General features: G+C 38.3%; 15 protein-coding genes. 8 read left to right on the top strand and 7 right to left on the bottom strand.

Annotation, left to right across the window (positions count from 1 at the left end):
- Positions 1-173 precede the first annotated feature (173 nt).
- Entirely contained in the window at positions 174-872 is a 699-nt protein-coding gene (locus H592_RS0114965) for a GntR family transcriptional regulator (RefSeq protein ID WP_028869480.1), read from the bottom strand.
- Between the two features lie 366 nt (positions 873-1,238).
- On the opposite strand from H592_RS0114965, the gene H592_RS0114960 reads away from it, so the two are divergent.
- On the top strand, positions 1,239-2,870 hold the full coding sequence (locus H592_RS0114960) for an alpha-glucoside-specific PTS transporter subunit IIBC (RefSeq protein WP_028869479.1): 1,632 nt from the start codon (positions 1,239-1,241) through the stop codon (positions 2,868-2,870).
- A gap of 100 nt (positions 2,871-2,970) precedes the next feature.
- Positions 2,971-4,308, top strand: coding sequence for a 6-phospho-alpha-glucosidase (locus H592_RS0114955; protein WP_028869478.1), 1,338 nt, complete (start codon positions 2,971-2,973; stop codon positions 4,306-4,308).
- 1,108 nt (positions 4,309-5,416) lie between these two features.
- Here H592_RS0114955 and H592_RS0114950 read toward each other — a convergent pair.
- The 4 genes from H592_RS0114950 to H592_RS24025 all read right to left on the bottom strand — a co-directional run bounded on the left by H592_RS0114950 (position 5,417) and on the right by H592_RS24025 (position 6,902).
- The gene (locus H592_RS0114950) at positions 5,417-5,854 is read right to left on the bottom strand and encodes a DUF411 domain-containing protein (RefSeq protein WP_028869477.1); all 438 of its coding nucleotides are present in this window, start codon (positions 5,852-5,854) and stop codon (positions 5,417-5,419) included.
- Between the two features lie 12 nt (positions 5,855-5,866).
- Positions 5,867-6,403, bottom strand: a complete 537-nt coding sequence (locus tag H592_RS0114945) for a hypothetical protein (RefSeq protein ID WP_028869476.1) — start codon at positions 6,401-6,403, stop codon at positions 5,867-5,869.
- Positions 6,393-6,536, bottom strand: a complete 144-nt coding sequence (locus H592_RS24030) for a hypothetical protein (RefSeq protein ID WP_156916135.1) — start codon at positions 6,534-6,536, stop codon at positions 6,393-6,395. The genes H592_RS0114945 and H592_RS24030 overlap by 11 nt, the downstream gene beginning before the upstream one ends.
- A gap of 87 nt (positions 6,537-6,623) precedes the next feature.
- Positions 6,624-6,902, bottom strand: a complete 279-nt coding sequence (locus H592_RS24025; RefSeq protein ID WP_156916134.1) for a hypothetical protein — start codon at positions 6,900-6,902, stop codon at positions 6,624-6,626.
- 377 nt (positions 6,903-7,279) lie between these two features.
- On the opposite strand from H592_RS24025, the gene dmeF reads away from it, so the two are divergent.
- Complete coding sequence (dmeF, locus tag H592_RS0114935) at positions 7,280-8,215, top strand: CDF family Co(II)/Ni(II) efflux transporter DmeF (RefSeq protein WP_028869475.1); 936 nt, start codon at positions 7,280-7,282, stop codon at positions 8,213-8,215.
- Positions 8,216-8,221: 6 nt separating this feature from the next.
- Complete coding sequence (locus H592_RS0114930; RefSeq protein WP_028869474.1) at positions 8,222-8,638, top strand: MarR family winged helix-turn-helix transcriptional regulator; 417 nt, start codon at positions 8,222-8,224, stop codon at positions 8,636-8,638.
- A 196-nt stretch (positions 8,639-8,834) separates the two neighbouring features.
- Here the strand turns inward: H592_RS0114930 and H592_RS0114925 are convergent, their stop codons facing one another.
- Positions 8,835-9,737 carry a LysR family transcriptional regulator gene (locus H592_RS0114925; protein WP_028869473.1) on the bottom strand — a complete coding sequence of 301 codons (903 nt, stop codon included), beginning with the start codon at positions 9,735-9,737 and terminating at the stop codon, positions 8,835-8,837.
- A 373-nt stretch (positions 9,738-10,110) separates the two neighbouring features.
- On the opposite strand from H592_RS0114925, the gene H592_RS22475 reads away from it, so the two are divergent.
- The 4 genes from H592_RS22475 to H592_RS0114905 all read left to right on the top strand — a co-directional run bounded on the left by H592_RS22475 (position 10,111) and on the right by H592_RS0114905 (position 19,499).
- Complete coding sequence (locus H592_RS22475; RefSeq protein ID WP_156916133.1) at positions 10,111-11,043, top strand: DMT family transporter; 933 nt, start codon at positions 10,111-10,113, stop codon at positions 11,041-11,043.
- A gap of 264 nt (positions 11,044-11,307) precedes the next feature.
- Positions 11,308-11,952 (top strand): pyrimidine 5'-nucleotidase, encoded by a 645-nt coding sequence (locus H592_RS0114915; RefSeq protein WP_028869472.1) that lies wholly within the window; start codon positions 11,308-11,310, stop codon positions 11,950-11,952.
- A gap of 436 nt (positions 11,953-12,388) precedes the next feature.
- Positions 12,389-14,284 (top strand): bifunctional glutathionylspermidine amidase/synthase, encoded by a 1,896-nt coding sequence (gene gss / locus H592_RS0114910; protein WP_028869471.1) that lies wholly within the window; start codon positions 12,389-12,391, stop codon positions 14,282-14,284.
- Positions 14,285-14,711: 427 nt separating this feature from the next.
- Positions 14,712-19,499: an NAD-glutamate dehydrogenase gene (locus H592_RS0114905; RefSeq protein ID WP_028869470.1), complete on the top strand. Its 4,788-nt coding sequence runs from the start codon at positions 14,712-14,714 to the stop codon at positions 19,497-19,499.
- Positions 19,500-19,762: 263 nt separating this feature from the next.
- Here the strand turns inward: H592_RS0114905 and H592_RS24020 are convergent.
- Positions 19,763-19,954: hypothetical protein (locus tag H592_RS24020; RefSeq protein ID WP_211235659.1), on the bottom strand; the 192-nt coding region annotated here is incomplete at its 5' end.

The raw sequence follows: 19,954 nt of genomic DNA, 5'->3' as shown, positions 1-19,954 counted from the left end.
CTTGATAACAGGTGTTGTCTACTCTACCGCAGTGTTTCAGAGCCCTTCTTCTTGTACTGCTGGTATTTTATAAGGCCAGTATTTATTGGTATAATTGAGTATCATAAGTGAAAGCATGCAGGGAGTTAACGCTGATTTTTGCCTTGAACTCCCTGCATGATATTTAGCAGAGCCTAGCGCTTGAGGTAATGGCTGTAAGAGATAGTCTCTGGTTTCGATACTATTTTCGTATATTCGAATACTCTGCCATCTTTGAGAATACCAATAGATAATATGCACATTAGAGGAATCTTTGGATCTACATCAAGCGTCTCACACATATGAGGATCGGGCATAATTGCTTCAAAATCTTGGTATGCTCCGTCGATTTCAAATCCTAGCTCTTTCTCAAGATAGTTGTATTTAGATCCTTCCATCGACATGAAATTCATTTGAGGATAAAGCGACATTGGCATATAAGAATCTTCATAAACAGAAGGTACGCCATTGATTAGCTTGAAGCGCCGTATGAAGTAAACTTTTTCATCGAGGTTTATATTGAGTTTTTTCGCCACGTCTTCATCGGGGGCGATTAACGAAAACTCAAAAATTTTGTATTCAAGGCGAGCACCTGAGTCACTCAAATACTCATTAGTACTTTTCAGAGTTAACATTGAACTAACGACAGTTTTACCAATCACGGTTGAACCGGCGCCTTGCCGTTTTTCTACCAAACCTAATTTCACCAACTCTTCAACCGCATTTCGAATTGTAATACGGCTAACGGCGTACTGTGCCATCAACTCTTTTTCCGATGGTAAGGTGTCCCCGATTATAAATTCATCTGAATCAATGCGACTTTTCAGCCTCTGCATGATCTTTTTATACAACATAATTAACCTTTTCGAATTGACCGTGCCCCTTGATTCTAATCACTTAGATTAACGATCTGAAATCGTAAGAAGTTAGTTGCTATTTGAAGGAATCACCAATGATATGAACATAGAACAAACCTATCACTAGAAATAGAACAAATCAATAACCTTTAGTGATATCTATCAAATTCACATTTCAATAAACAAATAAAGGTTATTAATATGTCCTATTGATGCCGTTTTTATATTAAAAGGTTCTTAATTTGTACTTGATCACACTTTACATGTTATTCATTTGTCCTGCTTATTTTTTGGGAGTAATTTAATCCTGTCGAAAGGCAGAATACTCTGGAAAACACTAATTACAAATTTAAGGATGCTGTTATGTTGAGTGCGATACAACGATTAGGCGGGGCAATGTTTACTCCAGTCTTACTATTTCCGTTTGTAGGGATATTAGTTGGATTGACTATTGTTCTGAAAAATCCAATATTTGTTGGCGATTTGGCTGATAGCAACGGATTGTATTATCAAGTACTACAAATTATCGAAGAGGGTGGTTGGACTATCTTCCGCAACATGGCGTTATTGTTTGCGGTGGGTTTACCGATTGGTCTTGCTAAAACGGCTCATGCTCGAGCAGTGATGGTCGTAATGGTTTCTTACCTTACTTTTAACTACTTTATCGGGGCGATGGGTAATGTTTGGGGAGATTTTTTCCATGTTGATTTCACTCAATCCATTGGTGGTACATCGGGCTTAACGGAAATTGCAGGCATTAAGACAATTGATACTGGAATCTTCGGTGCCATCATTATCTCAGGTCTTGTTACTTGGATTCATAACAGTACGTTTGAGAAACTGCTTCCTTCGTATTTAGGTATTTTCCAAGGTGCTTCGTATGTTGCTATGATCTCTTTTTTTGCGATGCTACCTGCTGCCTGGTTAACGCTCTATATTTGGCCATCAATTCAAAATAGTATTTTAGGGCTACAAACATTCTTTGTGGAATCGGGGGCATTTGGTGTTTGGTTGTTCACTTTTCTTGAGCGAATCCTCATTCCTACAGGCTTACATCACTTTATTTATACACCATTTCAATTTGGTAACGTCGTGACGCCAAATGGCATCACGGTAGATTGGTTCACTAACTTGGAAGCGTTCACTCAATCAAGTCAAAGTATTAAAGAATTGTTCCCAGCGGGCGGCTTCTCTTTGCACGGCAACTCCAAAGTATTTGGTTGTACAGGCATTGCGTTAGCGATGTACCACACGGCTAAAAAAGAAAACCGTAAAAAAGTAGCTGCATTACTTATCCCAGCTACATTTACCGCAGTACTGGTTGGTATTACTGAGCCACTTGAGTTTACCTTCTTATTTATCGCGCCTTGGTTGTTTGCAATTCATGCAGTATTAGCCGGCACGATGGCAATGGTTATGTTCTATTTCGGTGTGGTTGGCAACATGGGTGGCGGTCTCATAGAGTTTGTTACTGGCAACTGGATCCCTCTATTGGGGAACCATACCGGTATGGTCGTAACACAGATTGCTATTGGTCTATGTTTTACCACGATTTACTACTTCACCTTCAAATATCTCATAATTAAATTTGACGTGCCAATTACTGGTCGTGGTGATGGCGAGATGAAACTGCATAACAAAGAAGATTTCAATAAAAAGCATGGTATTACGGGTAAAGGTATTCAGGGAAAAAGCCCATTACATATTCAAGCAATTGAAACGATTGAAGGGCTGGGTGGAGTCCAAAACTTGGAAGATTTAAGTAACTGTGCAACCCGTTTGCGGGTGACTGTGATTAGCCCTGATAAAGTTCAATCGGCAGAATACTTTATGAGTACAGGAGCGGTAAATCTGGTTAAAAAAGGCAAGGCGATACAAGTGATTATTGGGCTGAGCGTTCCTCAACTTAGAGAAGAGTGCGAAAAAATAGTCAGCGCCTATAAATATGAAAAAGGAACGGAAAAGGAGGAGTTAATACCCAGTACCGTGGGCTAACAATCTTGAGACTTAAAGCTCTAAACATTTGAAAAAAAACGATTCACACATTAATTTATTCGGGCGATGAGACCATCGCCCACATTCAACGAGGTTTATTATGAAAACAGAATTCTCAGTCGTTATTGCAGGCGGTGGTTCAACATTTACTCCTGGTATTGTCATGATGCTACTTGAAAACCAAAACCGTTTCCCAATCCGTAAGCTGAAGTTTTATGACAATTTAGCGTCTCGTCAAGAAACCATTGCTGAAGCATGTAAAATTCTTCTTAAAGAGCGAGCTCCGCATATCGAGTTTTCTTACACTACTGATCCAGAAGAAGCATTTACCGATGTTGATTTCTGTATGGCTCACATTCGAGCGGGTCTATATGCCATGCGTGAACAAGATGAGAAAATCCCATTACGCCATGGCTGTGTAGGGCAAGAAACTTGTGGAGCAGGTGGTATAGCTTATGGCTTACGTTCAATTCCTGCCGTAATTGAAATGATCGATTACATGGAAAAATACTCACCAAATGCTTGGATGTTGAACTACTCAAACCCAGCGGCCATTGTAGCTGAAGCATGTCGTGTAATGCGTCCAAACTCAAAAGTACTGAATATCTGTGATATGCCAATAGGTATTGAAACACGTATTGCTGAAATTCTGGGGTACGAAGATCGTAAAGAGTTCGACATTATGTACTATGGTCTAAACCACTTTGGTTGGTGGAAAGAATTTAAAGATGCTAAAACCGGTGAAGACTTGATGCCACGCATCAAAGCATACATCAAAGATAACGGCTATCTACCGCCAAGTGTATTAAACGGCGCACAACATACCGATGAATCTTGGAAAGACACCTTTATTAAGGTTCGTGATGTCTATGCACTAGACCCAGATACTATCCCTAACACGTACCTGAAGTACTACATGTACCCTGATTATGTAGTTGAGCACTCAAATAAAGAATTCACGCGTGCGAATGAAGTAATGGAAGGCCGTGAAGCGGAAGTGTTTACTGAATGCCATCGCATCATTGCAAATAGTACAGCGAAAGATACAACCATTGAAGTAGAAGAACATGCTTCATATATTGTTGATCTTGCTACTGCAATTGCCTTCAATACGAAAGAACGTATGTTGCTAATCGTCCCAAATAACGGCGCGATCAGTAACTTTGACCCAACAGCAATGGTAGAGATCCCTTGTATTGTCGATAATACGGGCGCTAAACCATTACAGATAGGAGAGATTCCTGAGTTCCAAAAAGGCATGATGAACCAACAAGTCTCTGTCGAGAAATTGGTAGTTAAAGCTCACGTTGAAGCTTCTAAGCAACGTTTATGGCAAGCACTAACATTATCTGCAACGATTCCAAGTGCAAGTGTAGCGAAAGATATTTTAGAAGACTTATTAGAAGCAAATAAAGAATTCTGGGTAAAAATGAAGTAACACACACCAGTCATTAATTCCCTGCTTTGCGGGGCATTTTTTGTTTTCCCAGAAAAAATGTCCAACAAATAAGTATGAAGGAAGCCATAGGAGTTTTAATGTACAGAATGTTTATACTAGGTTCACGAATTATATAATAAGGTAAATTCTCTATTAATGACAAAGGATGATACTAATACTGTGAATAGAACGAAACACTGGGAGTGATTTATTATCTTCATTAAGGACAAAAGGCTACCTGAACAGTGGCCTTTTTTGTATTTAGTGAACTCTAAAAGATTACAGTGTAACTTATATGTTTTTAATTCCCCTCTGGTTAAATTCAATAATCATCTATAAGTGCGATCTGAGCTACTCCAGCTATTAGAAAGACAATCACAAGCGGGACTTTTTAAAACGTTAAACGCAGCAATTAGAGGCTACCTAAATGAGTAGCTTTTTATCTATGAAGGTAAATTATCTAAGTTGCTTTGTGCCCCGTCCCGCCTTATAAGTTTGACTCTAGCCCTCAAAAAAACACTTTACAAATCTACATATTGGTAACCTAGTTTACTCGGCACACATACCTTTTCTTAGCAATTCTTATTTCATTTAAGAATTATTAAATGAAATAAGAATTGCTAAGAAAACTTAAGTCGCTAACGGCCTGAAGCGAGCCAGATCATCAACTTATTTAATGACCGCTTTAGGCTCTGAGGAGCCGTAAATAATTCAAAGTATTACGGCAGGAAATCCGACAAAGCGGACATTATAATTAATAATTTTTGGTCTATTTATCGCGTATCCAAAGATACAAACTTTTCTTGATAGGCAACTAAACTATAACGGACATTGAGCTTTTAAAAAATAGAACCATTAGTGGAGAAAGCTCTTTTCAATAGAGCTAACTACATAACGCCATTTTTCAGGCGTTGAAATTTTTAACCCCGAATGAGCACTTACCAAACTGCTTCACAAACTAGGGTTAATATGCTTAAAGTTTTAAATATTTTCATTTTCCATTTTCACCTCATCTCATCTCATCTCTCTTTCAGTGAAAAACCGCATTTTTTATTATCAACACATCGAAATTTGTAAAAATTCGTTTATGCACCTAACTAAAGATATCTTAGTATTCTTTGTACAGAGCCAACCCACTATCAGAAAACGATATCACTTTGAAATCCTTATATTCAGCACCAGATCTTGCCATACCGGGTGAGTGCGGGGGCATGCCTGGCGCCGCAAGTCCAGATATGTTGTTGGGACGATCTCTAAGTAAACGTGCTATATCTGATTCAGGAACATGCCCTTCAATTAAATAACCATCTATCACGGCGCTATGACAAGATTGTAATTGTGGCGGCATTCCAAACTCATTTTTAACTTCTGACCAATCATTTTGGTGATGGACATTCACGGTGTAACCTTTGTCTTCCATTATCGCAGCCCACTCTTTACAGCACCCGCAAGTCGGTGATTTATATAATTCAATACTTGCCTTTGCCATGACTGAAAAGCTTGCCATAGTTAGCGTAAACGCGAATACTTTAGTCGTTAATTTCATAATAAAGATCCTTTAATTTGCATCAATAATAAAATGTTCATTGTTAAAAAATAATGGGTAACGGCCTGCTTTAGGAATCCAGGTGATTGCTTGTGTATCGTATGCTTTAATCTGATAATTGTGAGCCGCACCTAGAGCAGACAAATCTAAACTCAAGGAATCAAACGTGCCATTAAAAAGAACTAATTGAGCACGATGATCAGCTTTTACGGTGACCACTTTAGTTGTTGTTGATTCTCCTATCCGCCATTCAAGTAACTGCATTTTAGAAAGTGATGCTAAATGTTCAACCAATGCATTGCGTTTATTGTCATCCATTACGGTGGCGAGTAATAACATTGTTGGCTCTGTCTTAAAGGCAATATCCAATTTTTCACGTGTAGCACCTCGGATATTCCCACCAACAAAGCCACCTCCATGTGCATATTTTCCATGACAAGCGGTACAGCCATAACCTCCCGCTGTTTTGAAAAGTTGTTCTGCTGATGTCGCCATTACAAAGCCAGGTAATAGAGCTAAAAACAAAACCAGTGTAATTTTATGTTTCATCAAAATCCCTTTGGTTTATTTTTTGTCCAGGATCTTCTTGTAATGCGATTTGCTCTGCATTTTGTAATGACAATGCAGAAACATGAAACCCAATAGTTGTTAATAACAACATTGATAAATGATAAATTTTCATCCTTTGTCCTTTTTATCCATAAAAATGGATTGATAGTTAATCTGTAAACACTATCTAAAATACGGTAGATAGATCGGTACTAAGTGATTAACTCAATAAAGGGGGACGATACAGGCTTGAAGGTTGGAAATAGGTATTAGAAGTAGCGAAAGAGGGATAAATAAGTTGCGAATGAGCGAATGATACGGTCAATTCATCTTCACTGAAATGGATCACAGAGACAACAGTCATCATGTCACAATCTGTTTGACAGTTTTTCATATCAACCATTTCAGTCGGACACGAAACTGAATTCATGTCAATATTACAATTCATATCCATATCGCAATGATGAACAGAAACTACATCCACTTCTGAAAATGACACTGACGCAATTACTTTCTGTATGAAAGTAATTTGTATCGTAACCATTAAAAAAAGAGTGATGAGCAGTTTCATTATATTTTATTGTTCTCATGGACAAATTATAGAATGCTGTAATTATTATAGAAAATAAACCCTTCCTTTGGGTCAGAGTCAAATAAAAACTGTCGATTTTGTCGGTTATCTATTTAATTGTTAAAAATTATCTAAGTCACTAAGACCACATTATACGAAATAAACCTTCTTCGATCGAGATCAAAGAGTAATCTTAATTTGACTTAAAATAATAAATAACAGGTTAAATTTCAAAATAACTTTGTTTGATTGTCAAACTATATATAATAAGTTTTATTTGAACATCAAATTAAATGGCCTTAATAATGCACACACAACAAATAGAAAAATGGCAACATAAGCATCAATTTCAACAAAATAACCCAATTGGCGAAAGACGCACATATTATGTATTAGCCTTAACTATTATCACGATGGTTGTGGAAATAGTCGCTGGCAGTGTTTATGGCTCCATGGCTTTATTGGCTGATGGTTGGCATATGGGTACCCATGCAATGGCATTTATCATTACCATTTTTGCCTACTATTACGCACGTAAACATGCACAAAAAAACACATTCACCTTTGGTAGTGGTAAAACAAATGTATTAGGTGGTTTTGCAAGTGCTATTTTATTAGGTTTAGTCGCATTAATCATGATGGGTGAATCTTTTTATCGCCTTTTCTCCCCTCAAGAAATTCATTTCAATGAAGCGATAATGGTGGCTATCATTGGGTTAACCGTAAACATAATTAGTGTTTTTTTATTACATGATAATCAACACAATCATGACCACCATCATGATGAGCACGATCATCATCACCATCATCACGACCACAACTTAAAGGCGGCTTATTTACACGTATTAGCAGACGCGCTTACTTCTCTTTTAGCTATTGTCGCTCTATTTGCTGGTAAATATTGGGGTTGGAATTGGGTCGATGCAGTGATGGGTATTATTGGTTCAATTATTATTATTCGTTGGGCAATGACTTTAATAAAACAAACAAGTCCAATTTTATTAGATGCAAATATTGATAAAGATTATGAGAATAAAATAGTGAATAAAATTGAGTCTGTAGATAATAACCGTGTTTGTGATATCCATATTTGGAAAGTGAGTGCAAACCACTATTCAATGATCCTCTCCATAGTCACTCACCAACCACAGCCTGTTGCACATTATCAGCAATTATTAAAGGAATTTGATAGGATTGACCATCTCACAATTGAGATCAACCAATGTCAACATAAGGACTAGCGGTATATGCCAGATATCCAACAGCTTAATCATGCCATTATTGAATTTTATGACAAACTCTCTTCTTGGGAGCACTCAGTTGTTAAAGGTAAAAATCTGACCCTTGCACAAACGCATACCATTGAAGTCATTGGTGCACATGGCCCAATGCGCATGAAAGAACTGGCAGATAAATTGGGTATTACTATGGGCACCTTAACCGTACAAGTTGATAAGCTAGTAAAAGCAGAAGTCATGGTGCGCCGTCCCCATGACTCTGATCGGAGATCAATTTTAGTCGACTTAACTGAAACAGGCTTAATGTTGTATCGAGAACATGATGAGTTGCATCTTAATTTAAGTAAAGAGATCACTTCAAACCTCGAAGATAGTGAGCTAAAAACATTACTCAGTTGTTTGCAAAGAATGAATCAACAATTTTAATTCAAGATCAAAATTATTTAATAGATCGCGAGAGCTCAACTTAATGTCCGCTTTAGGCTCACAGCTGACTTTAAAAATAAGGAACCATGATATCCATTTCTAACTCGCAATGGGGCGTTAGTGAGTTCCCTTTCTCGCCCGTAAAGCACCCTGAAAATTGACGAGTGCCTTATTGTGATGAACACCTTGGCTGTATTTATTGATTGGACGCTTTATACCAACGAGCTAATAAATGGGCTGTTTGTTTGGTAGTGCTATTTTTCTTTTCACTTTCACGGGTGAGGGCTGACCAAGCGAGATCAAGCCCTTGTTTACCCAGTTGAGTGCAACTTACTCGTTTAGATTTTAGTGCCGCATCGATGGCCCATTTAGAAAGAATACTCACCCCTAACCCTGCGCTAATTAACTCTATAATGGCATCCGTCATCTCAACCACTTCTACTTGCTGGGGAATGACACCAGACGGACGAATAAAGCGTTCATACTCAAACCCTGGTGTGACGTTCTGGCTATAGGTGTAATACTGTTGTTGACTTAAATCTTTAGCTTCAATATAGCGTTGATGGCTAAGTGCATGATCATATTGAGTGACTAGCACCAGTTCATCTTTAAAAAGGGAGGTTGGAATAATGCCGGGAGTTGCTAAATAACCCGGTGCGATGACGATATCTACTGAGCTATGTTGCAAGTTGCTAATTGGGTTTTGTGTGGCGGAAGCGATTAAGCGTAGTTGAATGTTAGGTGCTTGTTTACTGACATACTGCATGAACTCAGGGAGCCAGTGATAGCAAGAGTATGAGGCAACCCCTAGTCGAACAATCTGTTTTTCATTACTTGCATCTAGTTCAAAGTCATTTTCTGCTCGCTCAAGAATAGGCAATGCCTGTAACGCGGCTTGTGTAATCAATTCGCCTGCCGGTGTGAGTTTTATTCGACGACCTTCTTTTTCAAATAACTTCCCGCCCATACGGCGCTCGGCTTCGGCAATACGATGGCTCAATGCTGATTGGCTGATACCCAATGAGTCGGCGGCTTGCGCTACATTGTTGAGTTCAGAGAGGGATTTTAGCATTTGCCAATGTCTTACTTCGAGTTTCATTACGCGCCTACAGGGTGTATTTAAAAATGAGTTAATACATGAATTTTATGCATGTATTGGCTGCTAAATTCACTTATATATTAATTTAATTTCAGATATTGTCTAGCCAATCAATAGGTAGTTAATCTGCTTAATCTAGTTAATCCATATATTCAGTTAATCAATAAAGCTTTTAAATGGGTATCTATTTTTATACGCAAGTGAGCGGATATAGTTGATGTAAGCAGGTTGGTGCTGTGGCCGTAAATAGTGCTGGGTTGAGTTATAAAATTGACTTGGTTAAATAATGAAAATGGGCTGAATTAATGCCTCAATCGAGTCGAGCCAAATGATGGCAATAGGCATTAGATGATCAAAAAGGGCAAGTGAACGAATGAAAATGGATATTCAAAAAATAAAAATGAGCGGGCCGATGATGGTATTGCTTTCAGCTGTTGGGTTTGGCTTTAATCCTTTATTCGCTCAAATTCTATTTGATCAAGGAATGAGTACAGAACTGGTCACGCTTTATCGTTTTATATTACCGGGTATTTTATTATCATTTTATTTGTCGGCTCCCAAGCATTTATGGCCAGAAGTGATCCGAATGTTGTTGCTTGGATTTGCTAGTGCTATTGGCGTACTGGCTTATTTCCATGCATTAAAAGCGCTTGATTCATCAACCGCTATCTTAATTTATTATACTTATCCCTTTTTCTCATTATTAGTCGGCGTGTTAATTTTTAAGCGTGCGCTAAGTGTTAACGGCTTATTATCAGCAATGCTGGTCCTTATTGCGGCATCACTCGTTATCGACCCAGCTGCGCTGTCAATGGAATCAAAGTGGGCGCTATTTGGTTGCTTTTTAGCGCCAATGGTTTTTGCTTTTCAAATACAATACCTCGCCAAACCCAAACAAAAATTAACTGCTGCTTGCCGTATTGCTTGGGCAACAATGGGGCATTTAATTATATTAATACCTTTAGTTATTTATGCTGCTCCTGTTGTTATTTTTCCTGAACAAATAAGTGGATGGTGTGTATTGATGGGCTTAGCTTTTCTCGCCGCTGCTTTACCGCAATATTTATTTGTAGTGGGCGCGATTAAAACTAAGCCTGAGATCATTGCTGTTTTTGGTTCTGCTGAGCTGGTGGTTGCAATGCTCTCCTGCGCCATATTCTTGGAGCAAGATTTAACAAGGTTGGATATCACGGCGATGCTGCTGGTGATGGTTGCGTTATGTATTCGTCATCCCACCCCTTTGCCAAAGGCGACTTTTATTAACTCTAACGATGCTGAAACTAATATTAAAAAAGCGTCTCTATAATTAAAGGTAAATGATTGGTCGAAGTTGTATTTGTCTGTCGTAATGAAGTGAGGGCTGGAGAATGTTTATTGTATAAATCGGAGCAGTTGATTACTGCTGAATGGATGCTCGGAGTGAATGGTTAGCACGGCTATTCAGCCTCTATCTTTTCACTAAAACTTTTTTGCATGTAAGTAGATTGTCGATGACACTTTGTCGACATTGAGTTTTTTGAAAGCAATAGTGATAGTATCCTCTCTCACTGAGCAACAAAGAGGCAATCCTTTGGCCCCATTATTAGAGCGTGATGTTCATTTATTTGACCTTGATAACACCTTATATTCTCCAGAAAATGCCATTTTAGAGCAAATCGGCCCTAGAATGCGTCGCTTTATCAGCACTGAGCTAGGTATATCTATTGAAGAGTCTAATCTGCTGTGTGAAAGTTATTATCAGCAATACGGCGGCACAATAAGAGGCATTCAATTACATTATCCAAGTGTTGATTTAAAGAAGTTTTCTGATTTCTCTCATCAAGTTAATTTAGATAAGGTTAAAAAAGCCACCAAGCTTAAAGACGCATTACATGCCTTTAAAAAATCACGTTATGTATTTACTAACTCGCCACTGGCTTATGCCACAAGGGTATTAAAGCATATTGATTTATATGATTGTTTCGATGGTATTTTTAGTGTTGAATTAACTGGTTACCGAATGAAACCTGATCCGCATGCTTTTAATACTATTTGCCAACACTTTGGTTTTAAAGCTTCTGATGCTGCTTTTTATGATGATCAAGTCTCCAATATTTCCACCGCCAAAGCCTTAGGTATGCGGACTATATTAGTGAACAGAAGTGACGTTAATCAGCACGATGCTTGCTATAAAACTGAAGACTTGCCTAGTTTCGTCGCATCCTTAACAAAATAATTTCTGCCTTGCTGTTTAGCACGTTATTGAGGCAGATTCCTATTGCTTCTGGTTGAATTTATTATACGCCGCTTCGGGGGCGTATTTTCAATGTATTAACCTATTAATCTATTAATCTATTAACCTATTAACCTATTAACCTATTAACTAACCTATGAACCTTTGAACCTTTGAAGCATGTAAAAATGTAACCCTTAACGTGCTAAATATCTAAGTTTCTTACTCTTTTATTTGTGTTCATTTGCTTCCTTGAGCTTTTCACTCTCACCGTTATTTTTTATCTTATTGTGCCGTTAATATCGATGTTAAATAGCCATTATTACCCTCTGTTTTTTTGGTGAAAATTATTTATATTATTAGCTGATTGAGTGATTGCTAATCACTTTAGAGAAGTCTATATTGAAATCGTTTCTTACCTTTTAACTGGACCATTATCTTGTCGAATAAATCAACTTCTTGTTCCTTTGGTACCTTGCTTGGTTATGCACCAGGTGGGGTTGCGTCGTATTCTAGCGACTATGATAGTGCGAGTGATATTACCTATCCTAAACGTAGTGCTTTCCGCAGTTATGTTGACGGCATTTATATGGGCTATAAATGGCAATGCGTTGAATTTGCTCGGCGTTGGATGTATCAAAACTGTGGTTATATTTTTGATGATGTGTCCATGGCCTATGAGATTTTTAACTTACGTTCCGTGCGTGAGATTACATCCAATACACGTTTACCTTTACAGGCTTTTAGTAATGGTAGTAAACGTCATCCGCAACCCGGCTGTTTATTAATTTGGGAGCAAGGTGGTGAGTTTGAGCAAACTGGGCATGTCGCTATTGTGACTGAAGTTTTCCCTGACAAAATTCGTATTGCAGAGCAAAATCTTGACCATACTGTTTGGCCTGAGGGGAGAAATTACAGCCGTGAATTAGTTGCGACGATTAGTGAAGACGGTGAATATTGGTTGGCGTGTTCATTTAACGATGCGTTGATTTTAGGGTGGATGATACAAACTGACGATGATGCTTATGCAGAGGTCTGTGAAGCAACCAATAAGCAGTTGTTTTCTTTGTCGAGTCATTCCGCTAAACCTATTGTTGGGCCACAAAAGTCTTGGTTAAATGTCGCTAATAAAGATGAAGCGGCTTATGTACAAGCCTTACAAGGGCACAAATTAAGCGCCATCGCAGCGGATGAATATCGCTATTATGTGTTATCCGAAACCGCGCAGGATACGTTACGCCGCGCGACCAATGAACTGCATGGTTTATTCATGCATGCCACGGATTATGTACTTGATAATGAACATTTATTAGATAAATTTAATTTGCCTCGTGCACTATTGCCTAAAATTCGCCAATCCTGGGATAATCGTTTAAATCAGTTGATCACCAGTCGTTTTGATTTCGCGATGACAACGCAGGGGCTAAAGGTCTACGAATATAACTGCGATTCAGCTTCATGTTATATGGAAGGGGCCAAAATTCAGGGTAAATGGGCGCAACATTATGGCGTTCATGAAGGTGAAGATGCCGGCAAAGATCTCTTTAAACAACTGGTGAAAGCATGGCAGAAAAGTCAGGTCAAAGGCCTTATTCATATTCTTCACGATGATGATCCAGAAGAGAAGTACCACGCTTTATTTATTCAACAGACATTAAAAGCAGCGGGTATTGAGAGTCGCTTAATAGAGGGCATACACTCTTTAATATGGGATGAACAAGGTAACGTGGTTGACGCGCAAGGTGATGTATTGCATTGGGTTTGGAAAACATGGTCATGGGAAACTGCATTGGATCAAATTCGCTTAGAGTGTGAATCTGATGATACGCCATCTGAAAGGTTTGAACCTTTATCGAGAAAAGGCAAAACGCCGCGACTTGCTGATGTGTTATTACATAAAAATATTATGATATTTGAACCACTGTGGACATTAATTCCAAGTAACAAAGCAATATTGCCAGTGTTGTGGTCATTATTCCCTAATCACCCGTTATTATTGCATGCAGATTTTGCACTGAATGATGATTTACAAGCAAGTGGTTATGTTAGTAAACCTATTGTTGGGCGATGCGGTGCCAATATTCAACTAATTGACCATGAGCAGGATGTACTTGAAGCGACGGGAGGCAAGTTTGCCGCTCAAGATAATATTTACCAAGCGTTATTTCCGTTACCGCTGGTGGATGGTTATTATGTACAAGTTTGTACGTTCACTGCGGCTGGTAAATACGCTGGTAGTTGCTTACGAGTAGATTCTTCGATGATTATTAGTAAAGACAGTGATTGTTTAGCGTTACGCTTTGTTAATGATGAGGATATTTTGCAATCATCATAGGTAGTTTTGTTGTTACTTTATTTTTCTATTAAGCTCACTTCGGTGGGCTTTTTTTTAGCTTGTATTTGCCATTTTAGTTTATGCAAATCCTATTAACGATTATTTTTTATCAGCAAAATAGATCAACAACGGATCGAAAATGCTCATAAAATTAGCACAATTTTTCATGGCATCACTTAACCACATCTGCAATCATTTCAAGCGTTGATTGTTGGCTTAATATTTTTTAAATCCTTTTAAATAGTATGGTTATAATGTTGTTCGATACTTTAAGTTACAAATGTTTTTTTTGTAAAGCTTTAATGAAGAATTTTTTCATATTTTTTGTGTGCTGATAAGCGCTTATTAACTTATTATATTGTGTATTTATTTATTTGACATAGCCTTAGCGTTGCAAGCTACTTCTCGTCATTAGATAGGTTATACAATGAATATAAAATTGAATCAAAAATCAGATATCCTAGAACAAATTTTCTCGCGCTTAAAAGCACATTTCCCAACGCGCGAACAATCTCTCCTACAAAGTTTTATTAATGCTATTTATCGTGATGTTAGCATTGTTGATTTAGCCACTATCAGTCCGGATGATTTATCTGGTTTAACGGTTTCATTGTGGCGAGAAGTGCATCAATGGAAAGGTGAAATTGCCAAGGTTAAAGTCTTTAATCCTGATGTTGAAGAGGATGAGTGGCAATCTAGTCATACTGTTATTAGTGTATTAAGTCGTAATATTCCATTTGTTATTGATACGGTAAAAATAACCTTAAATAAACATAACACTAAATTACACCGTATTTTTTATAGCGAAATACACAGTGAGCGTGGTGCTTCCGGTAAGTTGAAAAAATTAAATACTGAAAATGATACAGAGCTGTTGTTATATATTGAAATTGACCAAACAACCTCATCGACAGAGCGCGCTAAAATTCAAAAATGTTTGGAGCAGGCATTAGCGAGTGTATCGCAAGTCGTTGATGATTATCATCAAATGATCGACAAAGTAAAAGGGGCAATTGCCACCAGTAAAAAAGCTGTCAGCGCTATCGCTTCAAAATCTGACTTTACTGAGCAACAAACTTATTTAGATTGGATGGCAGACGATCATTTTACTTTCCTAGCTTGTGATCAATTTACGGTTAAAGATAATGTTATTTCTATTGTAAAAGATAGCCAGTTAGGTTTATTAAAACACAAAGATTTTATGCAAGATAAAGCGCAGTTTGACTGTGTGCAAGAGTTACAAGATCCTTCTTTATTACACTTTAGTAAAGCGTCACAACGTGCGATGGTGCATCGTATTGCTTATCCTGATGTTGTGTATGTTAAACAGTTTAACAAACAAGGAGTATTAATTGGCGGGCTTCGTTTTATAGGTCTTTATACTTCATCTGTTTATAGCGGTAGCCCGTTAGGAATTCCTGTTATACGTCAAAAAATCAGTAATATACTAGCACAATCTGGGTTGAGCCTAGGAGGGCATTATTACAAAGAACTAACGCAAATATTATCGACCTATGCGGTTGAAGATTTATTGTTATGCGATGAAAAAACGTTACTTCATAATGTTATCGAAGTTTTACATGCGCAGGAAAGAAAGCAGCTTAAATTATTCTTAAGAACTGACGGTAATAAACGCTTTGTTACCGCTTTATTGTATGTGCCTCGTGATGTTTACAATACAGAGGTTCGACTTAAATTTGTCGAGTTGTTATCGCGTACTATGCCAATCGCAGACAGTGATTTCCAAACCTATTTAAGTGAATCTAACCTCGCACGCTTACGTTTAGTGATCCACCTTGATAAAGCTTTTGAAGGCGAATTAGAGGTGGATGCTATCCAGTTGCGTATGCAGCAAATCACTAAAGCGTGGCATGAAGAGTTACAAGATTCATTGTTTGAGCAGCATGGTGAAGAAACCGCTGTAAAACTGACCCGGAAGTACCAAGCTGCTTTCCCAAGTAGTTACCAAGAAAGCTTTAGTTCGCGTGTTGCAGTCGCAGATATTGACCGTATTGAATCGTTATATTTATCACCAGAACGGTCAATGGCACTGCGTTTTTATCGCTCCATTGAAGCTAATAACAGTGGTCTGAAATTAAAACTTTTCCACCAAGATGGCGCGTTATTGTTATCGGACTTGATCCCTATTTTAGAAAACTTAGGCTTACAAGTTGCGCAGGAATACCCTTATCAAGTGTGTCCTGTGGGTGAGAATACATTCTGGCTATATGACTTTACTTTGTTGTATGTAGGCGATAATGGTTTTGACCCTGAAAACTTCCGTCATCTGTTTTCAGATGCCTTTCTAGCTGTTTGGTATTCAAAAGCAGATAACGACCCATTTAATAAATTGATATTAGGTGCAGGTATAGATTGGCGTGATATTGCTATGTTACGTGCCTATGCAAAATACTTAAAACAGATCCGCTTCGGTTTTAGTCATTTTGCGATGGCAAAAACATTGCTCGAACATAGCGGTTATGTAAAAAAAATCGTAAGCTTATTTCATGCTCGTTTTAATCCTGAGCTTAAAGTTAGCACTGAAAAACAAGCGCAATTAGAAAACGATATTCTAGAATCTTTGAACGAGGTTAGTAACCTTAATGACGATAGGGTACTTCGTAAGTTTGTTGAATTGATTATGGCGACTATTCGTAGTAATTACTTCCAACAAGAAGGTGAGCAATTTAAAGAATATATCAGCTTTAAATTTGACCATAAAAAAATCAGTGAAATTCCATTACCACGCTTAAGTTATGAAGTGTTTGTCTACTCGCCTCGCTTTGAAGGGGTGCATTTACGTGGTGGTAGCGTTGCTCGTGGCGGATTACGTTGGTCTGACCGCGGTGAAGATTACCGTACAGAAGTATTAGGCTTAGTAAAAGCACAGCAAGTGAAAAACTCTGTGATTGTACCGGTTGGTGCAAAAGGTGGGTTTGTTGCTAAGTATTTAACGCCTGCTATGGATCGCGATACATTTATGCAAGAAGGCATTGCGTGTTACAAGATGTTTATCAGCGCGTTACTGGACATTACCGATAACCTAGAAGCGGGTAATTTAATCCCACCACAACAAGTGGTGCGTTACGATAATGATGACCCTTATTTAGTAGTTGCCGCTGATAAAGGAACTGCAACGTTCTCTGATATTGCCAATGAATTAGCAACCGATAGAAACTTCTGGTTAAACGATGCCTTTGCATCGGGTGGGAGCAACGGTTATGACCATAAAAAAATGGGGATCACGGCAAAAGGAGCTTGGATCAGTGTGCAACGTCATTTCAGAGAGTTAGGTATTAACGTCCAAGAGCAACCTATTACCGCGATTGGTATTGGTGATATGGGTGGTGATGTGTTCGGTAATGGCATGTTATGCTCTAAAAAGATTAAATTATTAGCCGCCTTTAACCATTTACACATCTTTATTGACCCAAGTCCTAAAGATTTAGATGCGAGCTTTGAAGAGCGTCAACGTTTATTTGATACACCAAGAACTAGCTGGGCTGATTATAATGCTAAATTGATTTCTGCTGGTGGTGGTATTTTTGAACGCTCAGCTAAATCGATTATGGTGACGCCTGAAATGGCCAAAGCATTTTCTATTAAAGCAGGCAAAATAACACCGACTGAATTGATTTCGTTATTGCTTAAAGCCTCTGTTGACCTGTTGTGGAATGGCGGTATCGGTACGTATGTTAAGAGTAAGCAAGAAACCCACGCAGATGTAGGCGATAAAGCAAATGATAACCTACGTGTTAATGGTGCTGAATTACGCTGTAAAGTGATCGGAGAAGGCGGCAACTTAGGGATGACACAAAGTGCGCGTATTGAGTATTCGTTAAATGGTGGACAATGCTTTACCGATGCGATTGATAATGCCGCAGGAGTTAACTGTTCGGATTTAGAAGTTAACATTAAAATCTTATTGGATAAATTAGTATCAAAAGGTGATTTAACCGTTAAGCAGCGTAATGTTTGGTTACAAAATATGACCGGACAAGTCTCTGATTTAGTCTTGCATAATAATTACCGCCAAGCACAAAGCATTAGTTTGTCTTATAAAAATGGGCCTAAATGTATTGAAGAGTACCGCGGTTTAATTGATAACCAAGAAGAGAAGGGCAAATTAAATAGAGCATTAGAAGTTATCCCAAGTGATGAAACTATCACTGAGCGTAAAAATGCAGGGCTTGGTTTGATGCGTCCATGTATCTCTGTTTTATTGTCCTATGCAAAAAATGAAATGAAAGAGCAATTAGCTAAGGCTCGAATTGCAGAAGATGGCTATTTAGCAAAAGAGGCAGAAAAAATATTCCCTGCTGAATTAGTTAAATCCTATAAGAATGAAATACATGAGCATCCGCTGTTGTCTGAAATTGTTGCTACTCAAGTCAGTAATGATTTGTTTAATGTAATGGGAGCAACGTTTGCTCATCGTATTATGGCTAGCACCGGTTGTTCGTTCTTAGAGCTTGCTAAATCTTGGGTCATTGCGCGTGATATTTTCAACCTACCTGAATTGTTGGAGGAGATTGAATCACTTGATAATCAAATTGATAATGCCGTTCAAGCGAAACTGAGCAATCGATTAATGCGTATGGTACGCCATGCTTCGCGTTGGATTGTGAGACGCCATAGAGAGCAACTTGATTGCGCATGTTTGATTAAAAAGTATAAATCTTCGTTGCATGCAGTAAAAGCTAACTTACCTAAGTTACTGAGTGAGCGTGGTTTACAGCAGCGTCAACGAGAATTTGATAGTGTTACAAAAGAAGGTGTACCAGCTACATTGGCGGAGAAGTTATCAAATACTGAGCAGTCATATGCACTATTAAATATCATTGATGTTGCTAATAAACTGAAAATTGATCCACAGTTAGCTGCACACGTTTTCTTCCATTCTGAAGAGAAGTTAAAACTAGCTGATATTGCTGCACAGTTGAATTTGTTGCCTGTTGATAGTCATTGGCAGTCATTAGCAAGAGAAGCTATGCGTGATGATTTAGAGTGGCAGCAAAAGCGTATCACCAGAGCTATTTTATTAACCTTAGAAGGAAAGGATGTTGAAAAAGCTTATGTTGATTGGGAGTCACAACATCAGAGTTTAGCCGCTCGCTGGCACAAAATGGCCGAAGCGTTATCGGCGGTAAGCATGCCTGAGTTTAGTATGTGTCAGGTTGCGTTAAGGGAATTATTAGATTTATCTAAAAGTTAATTACCGTTGAGGACTATTGAACTGAGTTAATTTGGTTCAAGTCATTGTAGAACGGTTAATAAAGCTTAATTAATACCGTTAAAACTAAAAAGCGATGTGAATATTCACATCGCTTTTTTTGTTTGCCCAGCAAAGCTGGCAAACCCGCTCACTTGCAAGAAAGTGAGATCACCCTGATTGAGGGGAAGATAATCCGAATGGCAAGGGCGTCACTGGCTAACGGTGGGGTCTGAAGGAAGCCATAGGAAGTTAGAAGTACACAACTAACCGTAACCTGTTTCGGCAGTGTTGGTGGATAAGCGTCCAAAATAGCGCGAAGTCCAATACTCAGTCAGACCAACACTGTGTTTGAGGGTGGTCATTTCTAACAGGGAGTCAGTGTAATAACTGGGGAAGCCTGGCACTGTATCCAAGCATTTGTTTGGACATATTATCTCAAGAGGTGACTCAAGGTT

The sequence above is a fragment of the Psychromonas arctica DSM 14288 genome, from assembly GCF_000482725.1.
Classification (GTDB): Bacteria; Pseudomonadota; Gammaproteobacteria; order Enterobacterales; family Psychromonadaceae; genus Psychromonas; species Psychromonas arctica.
Note: the sequence above shows the minus strand (reverse complement) of the source record. Positions and strands in the feature narration are given on the sequence as shown.